This window comes from Desulfosarcina ovata subsp. ovata, assembly GCF_009689005.1.
Classification (GTDB): Bacteria; Desulfobacterota; Desulfobacteria; order Desulfobacterales; family Desulfosarcinaceae; genus Desulfosarcina; species Desulfosarcina ovata.
Genome location: NZ_AP021879.1, coordinates 3,817,767 through 3,836,663 on the forward strand (window position 1 = coordinate 3,817,767; position 18,897 = coordinate 3,836,663).

Consider the following 18,897-nt stretch of genomic DNA (forward strand, 5'->3'; position numbering starts at 1 on the left):
ACCGTTTCCCCGCATGATGGCAGGCACAAATGGCAACCCGCCTTTTCCAGGAAAAATATGTCAAAAGGATCATTGTAAGTCAATGTCCACGGCATGCCGGGGGAGAAAAGGGGGAACAGGGCTTTGCATACGGAATTCCGTGTTTATTGTATGTGGCTTCGATTCCCTGTTTCGTCGGGCGGTGCTGCGGCTTGTTTCATTAAAACGGGGAATGGCTGCCGCCGCTACAACCGCATGGGTAATTTACTTTGTACCACTCCAATCACAGAAAAGGGTTGATGATGGCCCAAGATGCCATGCAACCGACCATTTCCGCCGCCTGGAAAACCACTCTGGGCGCCATGATGATCAGCTTTTCCGCGGTGTGGGTCAAACTGGTCCACGTCAGCCCAACGGCTTCCGCGTATTACCGTGTTTTCCTGGGGGGAATCTTTCTGCTGCTAATTCTCGTCATTCGCGGGGAACCGTTGTGGCGGGGCTGGCGCACTTTTTCCTGGTCACTGGTTGCCGGCCTTTTTTTCGCTCTCGATCTTTACTCCTGGCACCGCTGCATCGGCTATGTGGGGCCGGGGCTGGCCACGATCCTGGGAAATTTCGAGGTGTTTCTGGTTCCCGTCGCCGGTGTGCTCCTCTATGGAGAGCGCCTGAGCTGGCGATTCGTTCTCTCTGTTCCCCTGGCGGTGACCGGCCTGTTCATGATCGTGGGCATCCGCTGGGAACAGTTGAGTCCCAACTATCGGATCGGAATCGCCTATGGATTGAGCACGGCCCTCTTTTACACCGGCTTTCTGGTGGTGCTCCGCAGACTGCAAACCCATGGGTCCAGGCCGTCGGCCCTTTTCAGCCTCATGGTGGTCTCCTTTTTTACCGCCTTCTTTTTGGCGGTGGAGATGTTGCGCACCGGGGATTCCTTTGCCGTACCGGACCTTCAAAGCGGCGTGGCCCTGATTGCCCTAGGACTTTTCAGCCAGACCGTGGGATGGCTGCTGATTACCCACTCCCTGCCGCTTATACCGGCCGCCATCGCCGGGTTGCTGCTTTTATTACAACCATCGCTCTCCTTTTTGTGGGACGTGCTTTTTTTTGGCCGCGAAACCTCCACCTTGGCCTGGGCCGGTGTGTCCCTGGCCCTTTCGGCGATCTATATCGGGGCCACCAGCGGACGCCGCCGGTCAGCAAAAAGATAAATGATCACTGATGATACCGTCGAGGCCCATCCGGTCGGTCCATGTGCCGTTCCAGGAGTGTGGCTCACCGGCGGCGTGTACGCGTCAGGCATTGTCGCTTTTCAGCAGAATGCGGCAATCAGCCACCACGGCGCCTTGGCCGTCGGGGTAGACGATCAGGGGATTGATGTCCAGTTCGCTGATCTCCGGGTGGTTGGCCACCAGGGTCGAGACGCGCAGGATGCAATCCTTGATCGCTGCAAGGTCCGACGGCGGATTGCCGCGCACCCCCTGGAGTACGGTAAACGTCTTGATTGAACGGATCATGTTGTGGGCGCTGGCGATACACATGGGTGCCAGACGAAAGGTGACGTCTTTCAGGGCTTCCACCAATGTGCCGCCCAGCCCGAACATGACGATGGGGCCGAATTTGGGGTCCCGGGCACAGCCGATGATCACCTCCACGCCTTTGCCGGCCATCTCCTGCATGAGCACGCCGTCGATCCTGGCTTCCGGATTGAAGCGCCGACCGTTTGCGACGATTTCGGCAAACGCATGCCGGGCCTGGTCCACATCGGTGATATTCAGGCGCACCCCACCGGCATCCACCTTGTGAACGATGTCGCGGGAGACAATCTTCATGGCAACGGGAAAGCGAATCCCGTCAATGGCTGCCTCGATGTCTGCCGGGCCGGTTACCAGGCGGCTGGAAAGCAGAGGCAGGTCGTAACAGCCCAACAACTCGGCCGCCTCCCTTTCGGGTAGGTAGCATTTCAAATTGCCGTTGAGCTTGGTCTGGATCAGGGTGTTGGCGCGGTCACGATCGAATGTCAGTTTTGGCAGAATGCGGTTACCCATGCTCAGGCGTTCGCCAAACCGCGCCATGGCCGCCATGGTACGCGAGGCGGCTTCGGGAAAAACATAGTTGGGGATGCCGCTTTCCTCCAGATGGGCCACGCCTTCGGAAACATCGACAATGCCCATGAACGAGCAGAGGATCGGTTTGTCCACCGTCTTGGCCACATTGGGAACGATCTGGGCGGTCTCCAGGATGTCGGTCATGGCCTGGGGGGTGAGCAGAACGATGGCACCATCCACATTCTCATCCTGCATGACGGTTTTCAAGGCGATTTCGTAGCGCTCGTGGGTGGCATCGCCGATGACGTCCACGGGATTGTGGATGTTGGCTGTGGGGGGCAGGTGGGTCTTGAGCTGCTCCTCGGTGTCGCTGGAAAAGGGAGCCAGCTTGAGACCGGAACGAATGGCGGCGTCGGTGGCCATGATGCCCGGCCCGCCGGCATTGGTGACGATGGCGATCCGCCGGCCCTTGGGCAGGGGTTGGCGGGAGAAGGCCATGGCGTAATGGAACAGTTCGTTGACCCCTTCCACCCGCTGGATGCCGCTTTGCAGGAAGATGGCGTCATAGGCCGAATCAGTACCCACCAGCGACCCGGTATGGGAGGCCGCGGCCCGGGCGCCCTCAGACGAGGTCCCTGATTTGACGGCCAGAATTGGTTTGCCCTTGTCCCAGGAAATCTTGCTGGCCACGCGGATGAACTCCTGACCGGCGGAGAGATCTTCCAGGTACATGCAGATGACCTTGGTCCGGGGATCGTCGCCCAGGTAGTGCAGGAGATCGATCTCGTTGACATCGGCCTTGTTGCCGAAACTGATGAATTTGGAAAACCCGATCTTGCGCCCCTCGGCGTAATCCAGGACCGATGTGCACAGGGCGCCTGACTGGGAGATGAAACCGATGTTGCCCGGCCGGGGCATGATGCGGGCAAAGCTGGCATTCATGCGCACGCCGGCGTCGGTGTTGATGACCCCCAAACAGTTGGGCCCCACCAGCCGGATGTGGTGGTTGGCGGCGATCGCCTGGATCCGTTTTTCCAGTGCGGCGCCTTTACCGCCGATCTCCTTGAACCCCGCGGAGATGACCACGGCAGCGGAAACCCCTTTTTGGGCGGCTTCTTCCAATAGATCCGGCACCATCTCCGGCTTGACGATGATCACCACCAGGTCGATCGCATCCGGTATGGCGCTGAGGGCCGGATAGGCCTTGACACCGTATAGCGATTTCAGTCTCGGATGCACCGGGTAGAGCACGCCCTGGTATTCGCCATGGATCAGGTTGCGAATGACCGCCTGACCCACACTGTTTGCCCGTGTGGTGGCGCCCACGATGGCGATCGACGCCGGATTGAAGATGGTATCAATGGTGCCTTTCATAACTATCCCCCCCCCCCCTTAGAAGATTTGGATCAACAACCCTCCGCCTGAAAGACCGTTTAACAGCAACGTCAATGACATGAAAAAGAGCAATGCGGGTGCCATGCGGTCAGGAAAATGAGAAGATGTCTAGATTGGATGTGAAAAAGAAGGTTTCCCAACGAATTGCCCCCCTTCGCGTGGTCGCCGCATGGCCTTTGGACTGTCACCTTTTTTTTCAGCGTGTAAAGCAGGTTGGTGCTACCGATGCCATGGGGGGTGGGGGGGGTGCACTGACGCTCAACCGTGTAACCATCGACTTGGTTGACTTTTTTCTCGGTTTTGAAGTGGCGGTTCAGTTTGATATTGAGAATCTGAAGCTCTTTCTGCCCCCTGCCAGACAGACGGAAACACATCCTCAGTTTTGATGAATTAGATATCATCTCCCCGACATCTTCTCACGGATTATCGACAACTGATAATACCTCTAATTTTTCCTGATAAGTCTAAAACCAACGTCTACCTCGTTGTGGTCTCTCCAGCTCCAAGTTCGACTAGTACAGCGAACATCGCAAGAATTAAGATAATAACTGCCACCACGAATGGTGCGACTAAATTTTCTTTTTTTATCCTCAGTTACGTACATAGGGTTATTAAGACTATGATTGTTGTAAGCATCTTTTGCATACATATCCTTGCACCATTCCCGGAGGTTACCACTCATGTCATGAATCCCGAGTCCATTGGCAAGCTTTGTACCGACCTTATGGGTTTTGTTTTCACTGTTTTCAAAATACCAGGCGACCTCACTCGCGTTATCACTTCCAGAATATATCTCTTTTTTACCACCGCTTCTCGCCGCATACTCCCACTGTGCTTCGGTGGGTAATGAAAAAGCGACATCTGTTTTGTTATTGAGACTGTTAATAAATTGAAAAGCATCATCCCAAGAAACCTGTTCAACAGGATAGTCATTTCCTAGCTTAAAATATGACGGATTGTTGCCCAGTACTTTGATCCATTGCTCCTGGGTCACTTCATGTTTTCCTATCCAAAAGCCATTCAAACATACTTTATGAACCGGCCTTTCATCCATGGTGTACTTGTCGAAATCCGCAGGTATACTCGTTCTCATCGAAGAGCATCCTACCGGGAAAAAAATAGAGGCTATTTTAAAAATGGATACAAAGAAATTTCCGTCGAGGGCCTCGGCTTCTTGAACCCTTACGGTATTAAACGAGCCACCTTTGGGGGTTCCCATCTGAAAACAGCCACCAGGAACCCATACAAACGCCATCCCTGTCCATGGTTCAATCCATACTTCTCCTGCTTGGGGTTGCTCACTATCATCTTTTTCTTGGGTAGAACTCCTCGCAACCGCTGTATAACTTGACAAGGTGATAAAAAACATAATCGTCATACAAAAAAGTAATTGCCTCATTTAATTCTCCTTATGATGTTAAGTTGCGTCCTTCTTCACCGAACGCTAAGGATCGGGAATGAAATTAATTGAACGTAATTGCGCCGGGATTGTGTTCGTTTTCAAGGCGCATCAACGGTTGCATACTGGGAGTATGTGGCCGTTGATGCAACGTGGAAGAGGGGCGCAAGAACAAGCAATTTTGTTCAATTAATAAAATTAATAAAATTCCCGATCCTAAGCACCTGGTTCTGCTCATTCATCTGGTTCCAAGCGTTTACCGAAACTTACGACATCATCCAATTTGTAACCGATCTTTTTATAAAACTCAATCACTTTGGCATTGGTTCGGCGCACCTGCAAATTGATCTTCGAACAACCGGTCGCCCGAAGTCGTATTTCAGCTTCAGCCATCATGCGTTTGCCTAATCCAGTGTGCTGATAATTCGGATGAACAGCAAGATAATTGATCCAGCCACGGTGACCGTCATAACCGGCCATGACAGTAGCTATAATCTTATACGCCAAACAGCCAACAAGAAACAATTCAGGTTGCACGGCAAGTTTTCGCTGAATGTCGCGATGGGGATTGTTCCAAGCAACGACCAAGCCGCAGGCAGTCCATAATTGGACAACCTGCATCTCATCGTTAGATTCATACGGTCTGATTTCTATCATCATGTTTCAGAAGCAGAACGCTTTAATAACGAGCACAACGTTTTACCGCGTCCCGTTGATTTAGAGGTTAGCGATTTTTTTTTGCATCGTGCTTTTTTTATATAATAATACCCAGAACTCAGCATTTATTAATTCTTTCTGGATGCCGGATCAAGTCCGGCATGACGATCCGGCGCTTTATAAAAAAACCATCCGCCCCCCACCCTACCTTTTCTCCGCCCCCCATTTTTTTAATTTTTTTGCGCAGGATTCCGGCCGACCACCCGTTAAAGATGGCGTACCCCAAGCAAAAAAGGGAAACTATCGACATGCAGACAAAGCGAAAACGTTCATTGATTACCATCCTCCTGTTGCTGGCCGTGCTGGCGGCAGGCGGCTGGTTTGTTCGGGACTGGCTGGCGCCGGCGGAGCAGCCGGTCTATGTGACCGTGCCGGCTGAGAAAAGGGACATCCAGGAAACCGTTTCCGCCACCGGTGTGCTCAACGCCTTTCAGCAAGTGGACGTGGGTGCCCAGGTATCAGGGCAGTTGCAATCCCTGAAGGTCGCCCTTGGCGAGCATGTAAAAAAGGGACAGCTCCTGGCGGTGATTGACCCGTCGGTCAAGCAGAACGACCTCAAGGACGCCGAGGCCGAGTTGAAGAATATCGAGGCCCAAAGGCGGGCCAAGGCGGCTCTGCTGGAGCAGTATGAGTTGGCCTACCGGCGTCAGCAAACCTTGAGCCGGGGCGATGCGGGGGCTGAGGCGGACCTGGAAAGCGCCGCTGCCAGCCTTGCCAGCACGCGCGCCGAGATCGCGGCCCTGGACGCCCAGATTACCCAGGCGAAGATTTCCGTTGACACCGCGCGCACCAACCTGGGCTACACCCAGATCGTCGCGCCCATGGACGGCGTGGTGGTCGCGGTGGAAACCGATGAAGGCCAGACCCTGGTCTCCACCCAGTCGGCACCGACCATCCTGATCCTGGCCAACCTGGATACGATGACCGTCAAGACCCTGATCTCCGAGGCCGATGTGATCCGGGTCAAGGCGGGCATGCCGGTCTATTTCCACGTCCTGGGAGATCCGGACACGCGCTACGACGGCACGCTGCGATCGGTGGATCCGGCTCCGGAGACGATCACCGATGACGACACCTCGGCCAAGACGATCAGCTCCTCGGCCACCTACTACAATGGCCAGTTCGACGTGACCAACCCCGACCACCGGCTGCGTATCTTCATGACCGCCCAGGTCTCCATTGTGCTGGGCGAGGCCAAACAAGCCCTGTGCATCCCGCTCTCCGTGCTGGGCGACAGCCAGGGCAACGGCCGGTACGCGGTGCGGGTGCTCAAAGCAGGCCATGTCGAGACACGGGAGATCAAAACCGGCCTCAAGGACAATATCTACATTCAGGTACTGGAAGGGCTCAACGAAGGGGAACCGGTGGTCGTCGGCGATTCGCTGACGGCGCAGGAGAGCAACGCTGAGAACAATCAGCGGCTCGGCGGACCGCCTCCCGGGGCCTAATGAGGTGCATGACCATGGCATTACTTGAAATCACCGATCTTGAGCGTTCCTTCCAGGCCGGGGAGACACCGGTAAAAATTCTCAAAGGCCTGAACCTGAAGATCGACGCCGGTGAGATGGTGGCCATCATGGGGGCGTCCGGATCGGGCAAGTCGACCCTGATGAATATCCTGGGCTGCCTCGACCGGCCCACCGCCGGCAGCTACAAGGTCGACGGCAAGGAAACCGGCAGCCTTGACAGCGATGAACGCGCCGCCCTGCGGCGGGACTATTTCGGCTTCATTTTCCAGAGCTATCATCTGCTCTCGCACCTGGATGCCACCGGAAATACCGAGATGCCGGCCATCTATGCCGGGATTGGCAAAAAGGAGCGCCTGACGCGCGCCCAGCAGCTGTTGCAGCGCCTGGGCCTGGACGAACGCGGCCATCACCGCCCCGGCCAGCTCTCCGGCGGACAGCAGCAGCGGGTCAGCATCGCCCGCTCTCTGATGAACGGCGGCGAGGTGATCCTGGCCGACGAACCCACCGGTGCCCTGGACAGCAAAAGCGGGCTGGAGGTGATGGCGATCCTGCGGGAACTGCACGCCCAGGGCCACACCATCATCCTGGTGACCCACGATTCCGGGATCGCCAGCCAGGCCCAGCGCATCATCCGCATCAAGGACGGCGAGATCGTCTCCGATGCCCCCAATCCCGAGGCTTCGCCGCCGGTGGCTGCCGGGACGCGGCGTGCCTCCCAACCCCAACCGCACAGCCGCTGGGCAACCCGCTTCGGGCTCTTCCTGGAGGCCTTCCGCATGGCCTGGCTGGCCATGACCACTCACCGGCTGCGCACCCTACTGACCATGCTGGGCATCATCATCGGCATCACGGCGGTGGTCAGCGTGGTCGCCGTGGGCCAGGGCGCCAAGCAGAAGGTGATCAGCGACATCAATTCCATCGGCACCAACACCATCGACATCTACCCCGGCACCGGGTGGGGGGATGTGCGCTCAAGCCGCGTCGAAACCCTGGTGCCGGCGGATCTGGCGGCCCTCAAGGCCCAGGTTTATGTGGACAGCCTGACCCCCAACATCAGCGACAGCCAGGAATTGCGCTACCGCAACATTGTTGTCAGCGCATCCATCAATGGGGTTGGTGACGCCTATTTCCGGGTCAAGGATATTACCATGGAACAGGGGCGGACCCTGATGGAACGGGACATCACGGGCCTTTCCCAGGTGGCGGTGATCGACCAGAACACCAGGAAGAAGCTGTTCCCCAACGGTGGAAACCCCATCGGCGAGACCGTGCTGGCCGGCAATGTGCCCATCGTCATTGTCGGCGTGGCCGCCGAAAAAGACTCGGCCTTCAAAAACGAGAACCTCAACGTCTGGATGCCCTACACCGCGGTGATGAACCGGATCTCCGGCCAGCAGTATTTCAGCTCGATTACCGTGCGCGTGACCGACGGCATGTCCAACGAGATCGCCCAGGCGGGCATCGAGCGCCTCCTGACGACCCGTCACGGCACCAAGGATGTCTTTACGCGCAGCTCCGACAGCATCCTCAAAACCGTGGAAAAGACCACGTCGACCCTGACCCTGTTGATTTCCTCCATTGCGGTCATCTCACTGATCGTGGGCGGCATCGGGGTGATGAACATCATGCTGGTTTCCGTGACCGAGCGGACGCGTGAGATCGGCATTCGCATGGCCGTGGGCGCCCGTCAGACCGATATCATGCAGCAGTTCCTGATCGAGGCGGTGCTGGTCTGCATGATCGGCGGCATTTTCGGCATCCTGCTCTCCTTTGGTGTCGGGGTGGTGTTTTCCCATTTCGTCAGCGCGATTTCGATGCGCTTTTCCTCCTTGTCGATCGTTCTGGCGTTCGCCTGTTCGACATTCATCGGCGTGTTGTTCGGCTTCCTGCCCGCCCGCAGTGCCGCGCGGCTGGACCCCATCGATGCGCTCGCCCGGGAATAGGGATATGAAGATGAATACCTTCGGAAAAAGATACTGGAAAAAGGTGCGGCTCGTGCTGGCTTTCGTGCTGGCCGTTGCCACCGTCGGCTGCGGCGGCCTGATCCGCAAGGATTATGCGCGGCCCAACCTTGACCTGCCGGACGCCTGGCAGGCACTGCCGGTCACCGGCGAAACGGTCCTTTCCACCGACCAGTGGTGGCGGGTATTCGATGATCCCCAGTTGGACCAGTTGATTGCCGACGTTCTTTTGCGCAACAACGATCTGGCGGCGGCGACCATCAAGGTGCGCAAGGCGCGCCTGACGGCCGGTCTCGAAGCGACGAATCGGACGCCGGATTTTTCCGTGGGTGCCAGCGGCAGCACCCAGCGGGATCTGGACAGTGGCGACCACAGCCGCAGCGGGTCGACCACGACCAGCCTCAGCTGGGAACTGGACCTGTGGGGCAAGCTGGCCAGCAGCCGCGATGCCACCGAATGGGAGGCCCGGGCCACCGAGCAGGACCGCGCCAACACGGCGCTCACCCTGGTGGGGACGACGGCGGATCTGTATTGGCAGATCGCCTACCTCAACCAGGCGATCCAGACCAGCCGGGAAGGGATCGCCTACACGCAGCGCTCCCTGGACCTGGTGCGGATCAAATACCAGGCCGGATCGGTATCCCGGCTGGAGCTCGTCCAGGCCGAGCAGGACGTGGAGAGCCAGAAGGCCGATCTGACGGACCTGTTGCAGCAGATGGCCGAAGCCCGGAGTTCACTGGCGGTGCTGTTCGACCAGGCTCCCGGAAAGGTCATGGCGGATCCCCAGCGACTCACCGAGATGCCCATGCCGGCCCTGGCCGCTGGGATTCCTGCCGCCGTACTGGCCCAGCGGCCGGATCTCAAGGCGGCCGAGATGCGCCTGCGCAGCACCCTGGAAGATGAGAATTCGACCCGGGCGAGTTACTATCCCAGCCTGAGCCTGACCTCGTCCCTGGGCACCAGCAGCACCCATCTGGTAAGGCTCCTCGAAAACCCGGTGGCCACCCTGGGCGCCGATCTGGCCCTGCCTTTTGTAGAGTGGAATCAGGCACGGCTGAACACCCAAATCGCCGAGGCAGAATACGAACAGGCGGTGGTGGAATTCCGCCAGACGCTGTACGAGGCGTTGCAGGATGTGGAGAATGCCCTTTCGGCACGGACGCATTACCTGCAGCAGGAAACGGCGCTGCGCCGGTCCTGCACGCTTGCCAAAACCGCCGAACAGATGGCCGAGACCCGCTACCGGGCCGGTGAGACCGGCGTCCAGGACTGGCTGGATCAGCAGCAAACCCGCCGCACGGCCGACCTGGCCCTGGCCAAGAACCGTTACAACCAGCTGCAGAACATGATGACCCTCTATCAGGCGCTCGGCGGCGATGCGTCCACCGACTCTGATCAAGAGTGATGAACTCGTAAAAAGTCGAAAATCCCAAAACGGCGTCATTCCGGTGCAGGCCGGAATCCATTTTTTTCAATTTCTTATGGATGCCGGGTCAAGCCCGGCATGACGATCCTGCGACTTTTTACGAGACCGTCAAGAATAGTGCAGGGCCAGGGCTTCCAGGTAGCGGGACTTGACCTGATCGGTGGCCAGGGCCCGCTTGACCGGCGGCAGGCGCAGGATGGCGCCGACCACGACGGCCAGGGCGCGGTGGTGCCACAGCACGCGATTGTCGAAGAGCAGATGCTGCAGTTTGCCCCGCTCGACGGCCATGATGACGGAGCGGTGGATGGTGTTCAGGGGGGTCAGGACACGCCGGGGACGGCGCTGCAGGGTAAGGCTGGCAGTTTTCGTGCAGGCGCTCAGGCAGACCCCGCAACCCAGGCAGTGCCCGGCATCTACTTGGGCGACCTTGCGCTTGGGATGGTGCGGATCGTTGGCCGACACCAGGGACATGGCTGCCACCGGACAACGTTCCACGCACTTGCCGCAGCCGTTGCAGCTGTCCGTGTTGACCCGGGGCAGGAAACCGGTGGTGTGTACCGGATGCATGATCGCGAAACGGCGCGCGGCCAGCATTGCCTCACAACAACACCCGCAACAGTTACAGATGAAGTTGACGCCCTGGCGCACGTTTTCCCCGAATTGCACCAAATGATGCTCACGGGCCATGGCCAGCCGTTCCATACATTCCGAAACCGTCACCGCCCGGGCGTGGCCGTGGCGGATCAGCGAGGCTGCAGCGGTGTTGAAGGTCATGCAGATGTCCAAGGGGGCGTCGCAACCGCGCTCCAGGTGCAGCATTTTGTGGCGACAGTAGCAGGTGCTGACACCCCGGTGGGAGGCCGTTCGGATCACTTCGCTGGCTCGCTCCCAATCCAGCACGAACAGGGCATTGGCTTCGGAGAGCACGGTTTCGTCCACGAAGGCCCGTCCCAGTTGGGTCTCTCCCTCGGTGAAGAGGGTGCGCACGAAATCCTCTTCCACATTGAGATACTCGTAGAACAGTTCCGCCAGCAACGGCTGGTCGATATCTTCCCTGACGCGCATCATGGCAAACTCGAAAAAACCGGCCATGGGGGGCGGCAGGACATAATTCATTGCGCCGTTGACTTCCATATCCACCAGAAGGGCTTTGTCAGCCAATCGATCGAGGATACGCCGTGTTTCGTTTTCCGGCAGATGCCAGACCCGGGCGGCGGTCGCCACGGTGAAGGGTTTGACCGGCAGCAGGGAGACCAGTTCGGCGTCCCGCTGGTTGAAAAGCACCGCTAAAATACGGGTGAGCAATTCCGATGGCGGCGCGCCCTGGGGAAACCGATTGAGGCGGTCGGTGAGGCGGTCGTAGGCGGATTGGGTAACGATGTGGGCCATGGCCTTTTCCTGGCGAAGACCGGGTTGGTTGTCGTGTTGCTGAACGGTGCATCTTCTCCGGCAAGCTTGCCTGAACCATGGTCCACCATATCAAAAGACTTTACGGGTTTCAATTTTTACAGAGCGCTGATGCTCTTCCGAGATATATAGTGTTTAAGATAATGTTTTTGGCAAGGCCAGAGGGAGGAAGCTGTATAACCCATACCGCTTTCGACCGATAACGCCGCCCAAAAACATTATCTTGAATGCTATGGCATACAAGTCGTTCATACTTGGTCGAGCAACAGCGTCCGGCCGCGATGGCGCACGTCAGGCCCCCGGAAAAAAATCATTGCACCATCTGGATTGCTTTTGTACCATTAAGTCCCTAACATGCCGAACCAAAAGAAAATCGGGATAATTCGGGAAACCGGGTCGCAATGCCAAGGTAATGATGCCAACCTCGAAATTGACTAATATACTGTCCCTGTTGATTTTTTTATTTGCGAATACCGCTTATTCAAAAGATCCGGTATGCGGGATCGCCACAGGATTTCCACCTTATCAGTTTCACTCCAGCGGAACGGTTACCGGGTTTGATGCGGAGGTTGTCAGACTGATTTTCGACAGACTGAATGAACCATTTGTTTTTGAACAGGACGAGTGGGATGAGGTTGTCAATAAACTGCGATTCGGAAAAATCGATTTGGTAACCGGCATGGAAATCAATGAGATCCGAAAGAACTTTTTTGATTTCACGACTGCCTATTATCATCGCTATGACGTTGTTTTTGTAAGAAAAGACGATGATGCAACCCAAACCATCGAAGACCTTTACAATAAAATCATAACTGGAGACAGACACTCTTTTGTCGAAACATACTGGCAGAAAAAAGGCATTAGAAATAAGATTCGGATCAAACAGATCAAGAGTAAGGAACAGTCAATGCGGCTGCTATATGAAAGCAAAACCAAGGCAGCGATCATGCCCAAATCGGTGGGACTGTACCTGGCAAGACAGATGGGCTTCGAGGTCAGGATCCTGGCGAACCCGGATTCGGGTTCGCCAGTTGCAATTGCTGTTAAAAAAGGGAATCGGGAATTGCTGACCAAAATCGATACGATGCTGCAAGAACTGATCGAAAAAGGCGAGATCGACAGACTTTATAAAAAATGGTTCTGATCTGTCAGGCTATTAAAGAACGTCATATATGGCATCCACCAGCCCGTCAATCTGCTGTCTGTTGTGAAACAGGTGGGTGGAAATTCTCAGTGCATAGGCATCCTCCGCATCTTCGAGTTCGACGCGGAAATTGGTATATCGGACCTGATATCCCTTTTCATGCAGGCTATCCACCATTGTGGTGATTAAATCGGCGTCGGTAATGTCAGCGAAGGGATTGAAGGCGGTCAAGCCGGTGGTAAATCCCGGAAGATCCGGAGAGAACAGTGTCCCGGTCGAACCGAACTTGTCCCTCAGTCGCTGCTTGAGGTAGGAACCCAAGCCGCAGACATATTCCTCAATCCGACCCCGGCCGATCTCTTCCCACAGGGCGCAGGACTCCAGCATGGCCAGATGCGCCGGTATGTTCAATTGGCCGCGATACTGCAGGGAGTAGGCGATGTCATACTCTCCCCTTGCATAAGACTGTGCCGTATAGGTGTAAAGAGAGGAGTTCTGGGTCCAGAAAGTCGGCAGGTCGCGACCACCGTTGCGCAGATAGAGGATTCCGGTGGCGCCCGGGCCGCACTGCCATTTGTGGCCTGCGGCAGCGTAGAAATCGCAGCCAATGTCGTGGAAGTCCAGTTCGATCATGCCCGGTGCGTGGGCGCCGTCGACAATGGAAATCAGTCCCTTTTTCCTGGCCAATTTGCACAACGCTTTTGCCGGCAGGCGGGTGCCGGTTTTGTAAGTGATATGGGAAAAGAGAATGGCCTTGGTGTTGTCACTGATTTTATCTTCGAAGGCGTTTACAAATTGATCCTTGTCCGTTACGTTCAATACCGGGATTTCGACTTCGGTGAGAATGACGCCATAGCGGTCCTGAAGTACATTGAGCGGCGAAAGCGCCCCGATGTGCTCGTGGTGGGTAATCAGGATTTCATCGCCTTCATTGAACTCCAGACCGTTCACGACGGCATCCAGACCATCGGTGGTGTTGCGGGTCAGGCAGATCTCATCCGTATTGCAGCCGAATTGGGCGGCCAGGGTTGCCCGCTGATCTTCCAGTCCGAAGGTGGCGCCCAGTTCCGATTCGAATGTCCTGGGATGACGGGCGTTGAGGATATTGTAGTCGTTGTACTTCTCCAATACCCGCAATGGCATCGACCCGGTGGTGCCGAGGTTCATGTAAACGATGTCGGGGTCCAGGACGAATTGATCCTGAACCCATTGCCAATAATCGGTGTCATTGCTGACGGTGGAAACCGTCGGCGGTTTTGCGGCATGGGAGACGGACGACAATCCCAATCCGAATGCCGCTCCCGCCGCGGCCATCCCGCTGACTTTGAAAAAGTTTCTTCGGCTCAATGTCCGATCCAAGCCCTTGCCCGTGTCGTTTCCTTCAGCCATCGTTTTTCCTTTCTTTCTCACTGTGATGTTGTTGTGCTATCCGTGTTATTCAACTTGTGCGATTCACTTCCGCAAAGCTCCGTTTTTACTGCCAGGGCGATCTTTTCGAGGGTATAGGGCTTCTTGATATATTGTCTGGCGCCCAGCCGCTTGGCCTTCCGGATCCGGTCCGTTTCGGAGAATCCGCTGGTAATGATTGCCCGCTGTCCTGGGCACAGTTCCAGAATACGCGTATAGGTTTCGAGCCCGTCGATCCCGGAACCCATGATCATATCCAGCAGGATCAGATCCACGGCGTTCTCCTTTACATAGGCCACCGCTTTTTCACCACTTTCGACGGTAACTACCGCATAGCCAAGCTTGGAGAAGATCATCTGCGCGATGTCGCGTTGTTCTTTGACATCATCGACAACCAGAATGGTTTCTCCATGGCCTTTGTAATCCTCGATCGGTGAATCGGGCTGCGCCGATTTCATTTTTTCCCGGGTGACGGGAAAGTAGAGGTAAAATGTCGTTCCCTTGCCCAGTTCCGTTTGAACATCAATATATCCTTGATGGTCCTTTACGGCTCCCCAGACGACCGACATCCCCAAACCGGTGCCGCTCCTACCCATCTTTTTCTTGGTGAAAAAGGGTTCGAATATTTTCTCGCTGTCTTCCGCCGACATCCCGCTGCCCGTGTCCGCCACAGAAATTCGAACGTATTCCCCCTCTTTGACTTCTTCGTAAGTGCCGATGGGACGGTCGATGTATACTGTTTTGGTGGCGATGGTAATCGTCCCGCCCTCGGGCATGGCTTCGGCGGCATTGGAAACGAGGTTCATAATGGTTTTGGAAAGGTGGACGGACGATCCTGATATATTGTATGGGTTTTCTTCCAGATCGGTGACGATGCGAACGTTTTCATGGAAGGACAGGATTTTTTTGTTCTCCGGGCTCTGCAGGTAATCGTTAACGATGGTATTCAGATTGATGATTTCGTTGACGACAACGCCCCTTCTCGCCAGGGTGAGCAAATCCTGAACAATGGCAGTGGCCTTTTGGCCCGACTGCTTGATGGTCTGTAGCGGATCTTTCAGTGAGCTGTCTTCTGGCAGTTGCATCAGCAACAGGTCCGGATAGCTGACAATGCCGGTCAGGATGTTGTTCAGGTCGTGGGCAACACCGCCGGCGAGCATTCCGATGGCTTCCATTTTCTGAACCCGCTGGAGTTGCACTTCCAGTTTTACGCGCTCCAGTTCCGATCGCTTCCGTTCCTCGATTTCGGCTTGAAGCTGTTTGTTTTTAAGGGCGATGTCCTTCTCTTTTTTTCTGGATTCTTCCACACGGGTCTGCAGAACGAGATTGTGCGCGATCATGCGCATAATGAGAATCGCAGCACCGAGCAGCCCGATAAACAACAGGACCATCGCGAGTAGCAGCGTTCGTGGGGAGGTTGTGCCGATGATCATTTTCGCGGAGGCGATTTCCCTCAGTTGCAGGTTGGTATTTCCCAAATTTGACTCGAAGGTGAGAACGGGTTCGGCTTTTTCAAAACCGGCTACCCATTGTTGATAGTGTTTATCCGGAAGAAGAATGTTATTCGACGGTGGCGGAAAGGGCAAGGACGGGCCCGATTGGATATCGATCAGCTGGCTGGCGGGGGCAAACAGGCCCGTGAACAGCGCCGCTCGTCCGGATTTGATAAACTGCGATTGAAGCACATCAGTGTAAAAACAGGCAATGATCTGTCCCTTGTATTGGGTTTTAAAATAGTATGGCCGTGTGTAAACAAAATACTGCTCCTTTATCCCAGCCGGCTGAAGGGCGTAAAATCCCTCCGGAAGACGAAGCAGCGACATGCGCCGTCGCCGATCATTCAGTGCGATGGACAGCGGCGGTCCGCTGTCGACAATTAGGTCCCCTTGGGGATTGTAAATTGCCAGCCGCTGATAAATGCATCGGTCCTGTAACCGCTGTTGGTCCACAAACCGGGTCAAATCCTGTTCAAGCGCAAGTATGGTCGCACGCAGTCCATATTTCATGGACATGCCCAGCGCTTTGTTTTCAAAATAGAGTTCGAGTTTGCCGGCATTGGCGATGGTGGCAATTTTCTGCCTTTGATTTTCAAGAAAGTTGGACAGGCTCCAGCTGCGCGTTTCGAATTCGTAGGCATATTGCTTCAACGCGCTGTCGCGCAGTTTCTGAAGCGAATGGTAATTGGATATGAGTAAAAACCCGACGAATCCAGTCAGAATCAAAGCGATGCCAAGGATGGCAATCAGCTCCTTTTCGCGCAGGAAACCGGTGGGCTGGCGCATGAGAGATCATCCTTGTCAATCCTGCCGACCATAACGATCGAAGAACTCGGGGAAATAACCGTCGACGCCCGGATAGTAGTGCTGAACGAGCTGCATGTAACGGCCGTCCGAACGTATGGTTTGCAGGTACATATTAAAGCGTTCACGCAGGTCCGCATCCGATTTGCGGAATCCGCAACCCATCTTCTGGGCAGCGGTAACGGGGCCGATAATTTTCAGCTGGCCCGGCCATTTCTCCAGGGCAATCATGGCATCGGCGACGTCAAGGAGACATGATTCGGCTTCCCGATTGATTACCGCCGGTGCGAACTCGTTCATCTTCAGATTGAGCGGAATCCACTCGGCTCCGGTTTTCTCAAGCTGATAAAGGGCCGGATCGAGGCAGGTGCCGGGCATGCACAAGACACTGACACCGCCAAGCAGCGACTTGACCATCTCGATATCATCGGGCATTGAGCGACTTGGCCGGATCGGTTGCAAGGGGGAGTCCGCCCGTGCGATGAGCCATACACCGCTTGGAAATGTCGGAGTCGAGAAGTCCAGCAGCTCTTTTCGCCATGGGAGAATTGTCAACCCATTGGCGATGACATCGCCTTTTATCGGGCATCCTCCTGTTATTTCGACGTTGCCGTTGGTGATACGATACATTTTTCCTGTCAGATCTTCGATGACGGACTGCCAGGTGGTTTCCACATATTCGTAACGGACCCCCAGATCATCGGCGAAACCCTTGATCAAATCGGTACTCAACCCGTCACCGCTGCCGCTGACAAAACGGGCATAACGCACGCCCAGGTGACGAATGACACCCTTATCCTTGATCGCCTTCATGTCCGCCAGCGCGGCCGTCGCCTGGAAACCAACGAAAATGGCCACAATCAGCGTCAATCGGACAACCATTTTTGGTCTGCCGACAGCATTAAACAACACGGTCCGACTCCTTTCACTGATGAATAAGGTTGCCGGAAATAAATAATTCCCCCATCCTGCTTGTCTTTGCGCCCGTCTACCGTGTTGCCACCACTCGCACATATTCCCTGATATGCACGGGTGGCGGCGCCTTGTAGACGACCCCAGATCCGGAGCGATCTGGGGGAATTATTTATTTCCGGCAACCTAACGGGGGTGAGGTCACGGGTGAAATCGAACTCTTATTCAATTTGAATATCGTCAAGCGAAAAGAATTCTTAAGTTCTCGTCAATGGGTTTATGGTAACAATGGCTTATACAATAGAGCGGCGTCATCCGGATTTTGGGAGTCTGTCACAAAACCAGCCGACGACCCCGCCGCTTTCCGGCGCCCGGAACGGGCAAAAGGGAACGCCGCTCTATCCGGGAAATGAGTATTTGTGAAATTTTATGGTTGGATTATGATTTCCGTGCGTGGGCCTGCCAGAACGAGGCTTCTTTGGCGTTGACCGCCGTTTTCCGTTGGGGATCGAAAAAGTGCCGATAGATCGGGATATTCCTATCTACGGACCGGCCAAGGATTTTTTTTTCGATCAGTGCCAGGGCTTCAACCGATTTGTCGCATACCGGATAGCCCTTTTCATCCAGATGAATCGTTGCATCGAATGTGACCGGTGAGATGTTGTTGATATCCACCAGTTGGATGTTTCCCTCCCCGTTGATGATCAGGTTGCCGGCCCCGGCCAGGTCCGGGATGTGCCGGGTCTCATTGACCATGCGTTTGATCTGACGCACGAATCGCGTCCCCTGTTGCCGGACCACCGCCATCCAGGCGGCTTTGGTGAGCGGCGGCGTGTCGCCTGCCTTGCCGATGGCGTCAAACAGGGTGGATAGCAGTTCTTCCGTATCCAGCAAGGTCCACGGGTCCAGAATTTCGCCGTCAACGTAAGTCTGGAAACCGCAAAGCAGTAACTCATATCCATCCGGTCCCCGGTAATCCACGATGACTTCCGTGGAGGTGGCCATGAAGTCCGGGGCCAGGAAGCGCTCAACGGTTTTTACCCGGCCGGTTTCGCTCAATGCCTCATCCAGGGTTTTCAAACGGGTACGGAAGATCCGGAACATCCGGCACGGCGTGGCCCTGGGAAACTGCCGGATGCCATCGACGATCGTGCCGGCCTGCTCCACGGCAACATCGGCGGGGTCAAGAATCTCCATGATGTGGGAACGCAGCCCATGCCGGTAGTGCCGCCGGAAAAGATAGGGCGGATCGGGCCGGATGAAGTTCAGCGCGGTCACGTCGGTATGGTCCAGTGTTGGTCGGTTTCTGATGTCGGTGGTCATATTCCGTCCTAAC

The 18,897-nt window shown here is 55.7% G+C and carries 14 protein-coding genes; 6 read left to right on the forward strand and 8 right to left on the reverse strand.

The window, feature by feature from the left end:
* Positions 1-278: 278 nt before the first annotated feature.
* On the forward strand, positions 279-1,187 hold the full coding sequence (locus tag GN112_RS16895) for a DMT family transporter (RefSeq protein ID WP_231717046.1): 909 nt from the start codon (positions 279-281) through the stop codon (positions 1,185-1,187).
* An 84-nt stretch (positions 1,188-1,271) separates the two neighbouring features.
* Here the strand turns inward: GN112_RS16895 and GN112_RS16900 are convergent, their stop codons facing one another.
* Positions 1,272-3,398, reverse strand: a complete 2,127-nt coding sequence (locus tag GN112_RS16900) for an acetate--CoA ligase family protein (protein ID WP_155311289.1) — start codon at positions 3,396-3,398, stop codon at positions 1,272-1,274.
* Positions 3,399-3,523: 125 nt separating this feature from the next.
* On the opposite strand from GN112_RS16900, the gene GN112_RS16905 reads away from it, so the two are divergent.
* Positions 3,524-3,805, forward strand: coding sequence for a hypothetical protein (locus GN112_RS16905; protein ID WP_155311290.1), 282 nt, complete (start codon positions 3,524-3,526; stop codon positions 3,803-3,805).
* A gap of 59 nt (positions 3,806-3,864) precedes the next feature.
* Here GN112_RS16905 and GN112_RS16910 read toward each other — a convergent pair whose 3' ends face one another.
* Together GN112_RS16910 and GN112_RS16915 are read right to left on the reverse strand one after the other, a co-directional pair.
* On the reverse strand, positions 3,865-4,818 hold the full coding sequence (locus GN112_RS16910; RefSeq protein WP_155311291.1) for a formylglycine-generating enzyme family protein: 954 nt from the start codon (positions 4,816-4,818) through the stop codon (positions 3,865-3,867).
* Between the two features lie 234 nt (positions 4,819-5,052).
* Positions 5,053-5,478, reverse strand: a complete 426-nt coding sequence (locus tag GN112_RS16915; protein ID WP_155311292.1) for a GNAT family acetyltransferase — start codon at positions 5,476-5,478, stop codon at positions 5,053-5,055.
* 305 nt (positions 5,479-5,783) lie between these two features.
* On the opposite strand from GN112_RS16915, the gene macA reads away from it, so the two are divergent.
* Genes macA through GN112_RS16930 form a run of 3 tightly spaced genes read left to right on the forward strand, consistent with a single transcriptional unit; the run spans position 5,784 to position 10,370 of the window.
* A complete protein-coding gene (gene macA, locus GN112_RS16920; protein ID WP_155311293.1) occupies positions 5,784-6,983 on the forward strand; it encodes a macrolide transporter subunit MacA in 1,200 nt (399 codons plus the stop codon).
* Positions 6,984-6,997: 14 nt separating this feature from the next.
* On the forward strand, positions 6,998-8,947 hold the full coding sequence (locus GN112_RS16925) for a MacB family efflux pump subunit (protein WP_231717047.1): 1,950 nt from the start codon (positions 6,998-7,000) through the stop codon (positions 8,945-8,947).
* A gap of 4 nt (positions 8,948-8,951) precedes the next feature.
* Positions 8,952-10,370 (forward strand): efflux transporter outer membrane subunit, encoded by a 1,419-nt coding sequence (locus GN112_RS16930; protein ID WP_197743337.1) that lies wholly within the window; start codon positions 8,952-8,954, stop codon positions 10,368-10,370.
* Positions 10,371-10,499: 129 nt separating this feature from the next.
* Here the strand turns inward: GN112_RS16930 and GN112_RS16935 are convergent, their stop codons facing one another.
* Complete coding sequence (locus GN112_RS16935) at positions 10,500-11,780, reverse strand: 4Fe-4S dicluster domain-containing protein (RefSeq protein WP_155311295.1); 1,281 nt, start codon at positions 11,778-11,780, stop codon at positions 10,500-10,502.
* A 430-nt stretch (positions 11,781-12,210) separates the two neighbouring features.
* Here GN112_RS16935 and GN112_RS16940 point away from each other — a divergent pair, with 430 nt between their 5' ends.
* Complete coding sequence (locus GN112_RS16940) at positions 12,211-12,942, forward strand: transporter substrate-binding domain-containing protein (protein ID WP_155311296.1); 732 nt, start codon at positions 12,211-12,213, stop codon at positions 12,940-12,942.
* Between the two features lie 12 nt (positions 12,943-12,954).
* On the opposite strand, the gene GN112_RS16945 is transcribed toward GN112_RS16940, so the two are convergent.
* From GN112_RS16945 to GN112_RS16960, 4 genes are all read right to left on the reverse strand, one after another.
* A complete protein-coding gene (locus GN112_RS16945; RefSeq protein WP_155311297.1) occupies positions 12,955-14,331 on the reverse strand; it encodes an aminotransferase class V-fold PLP-dependent enzyme in 1,377 nt (458 codons plus the stop codon).
* A gap of 17 nt (positions 14,332-14,348) precedes the next feature.
* The gene (locus tag GN112_RS16950; protein ID WP_155311298.1) at positions 14,349-16,631 is read right to left on the reverse strand and encodes a hybrid sensor histidine kinase/response regulator; all 2,283 of its coding nucleotides are present in this window, start codon (positions 16,629-16,631) and stop codon (positions 14,349-14,351) included.
* 15 nt (positions 16,632-16,646) lie between these two features.
* Positions 16,647-17,531 (reverse strand): transporter substrate-binding domain-containing protein, encoded by an 885-nt coding sequence (locus tag GN112_RS16955; protein WP_155311299.1) that lies wholly within the window; start codon positions 17,529-17,531, stop codon positions 16,647-16,649.
* A 468-nt stretch (positions 17,532-17,999) separates the two neighbouring features.
* The gene (locus GN112_RS16960) at positions 18,000-18,884 is read right to left on the reverse strand and encodes a hypothetical protein (RefSeq protein WP_155311300.1); all 885 of its coding nucleotides are present in this window, start codon (positions 18,882-18,884) and stop codon (positions 18,000-18,002) included.
* Positions 18,885-18,897 lie beyond the last annotated feature (13 nt).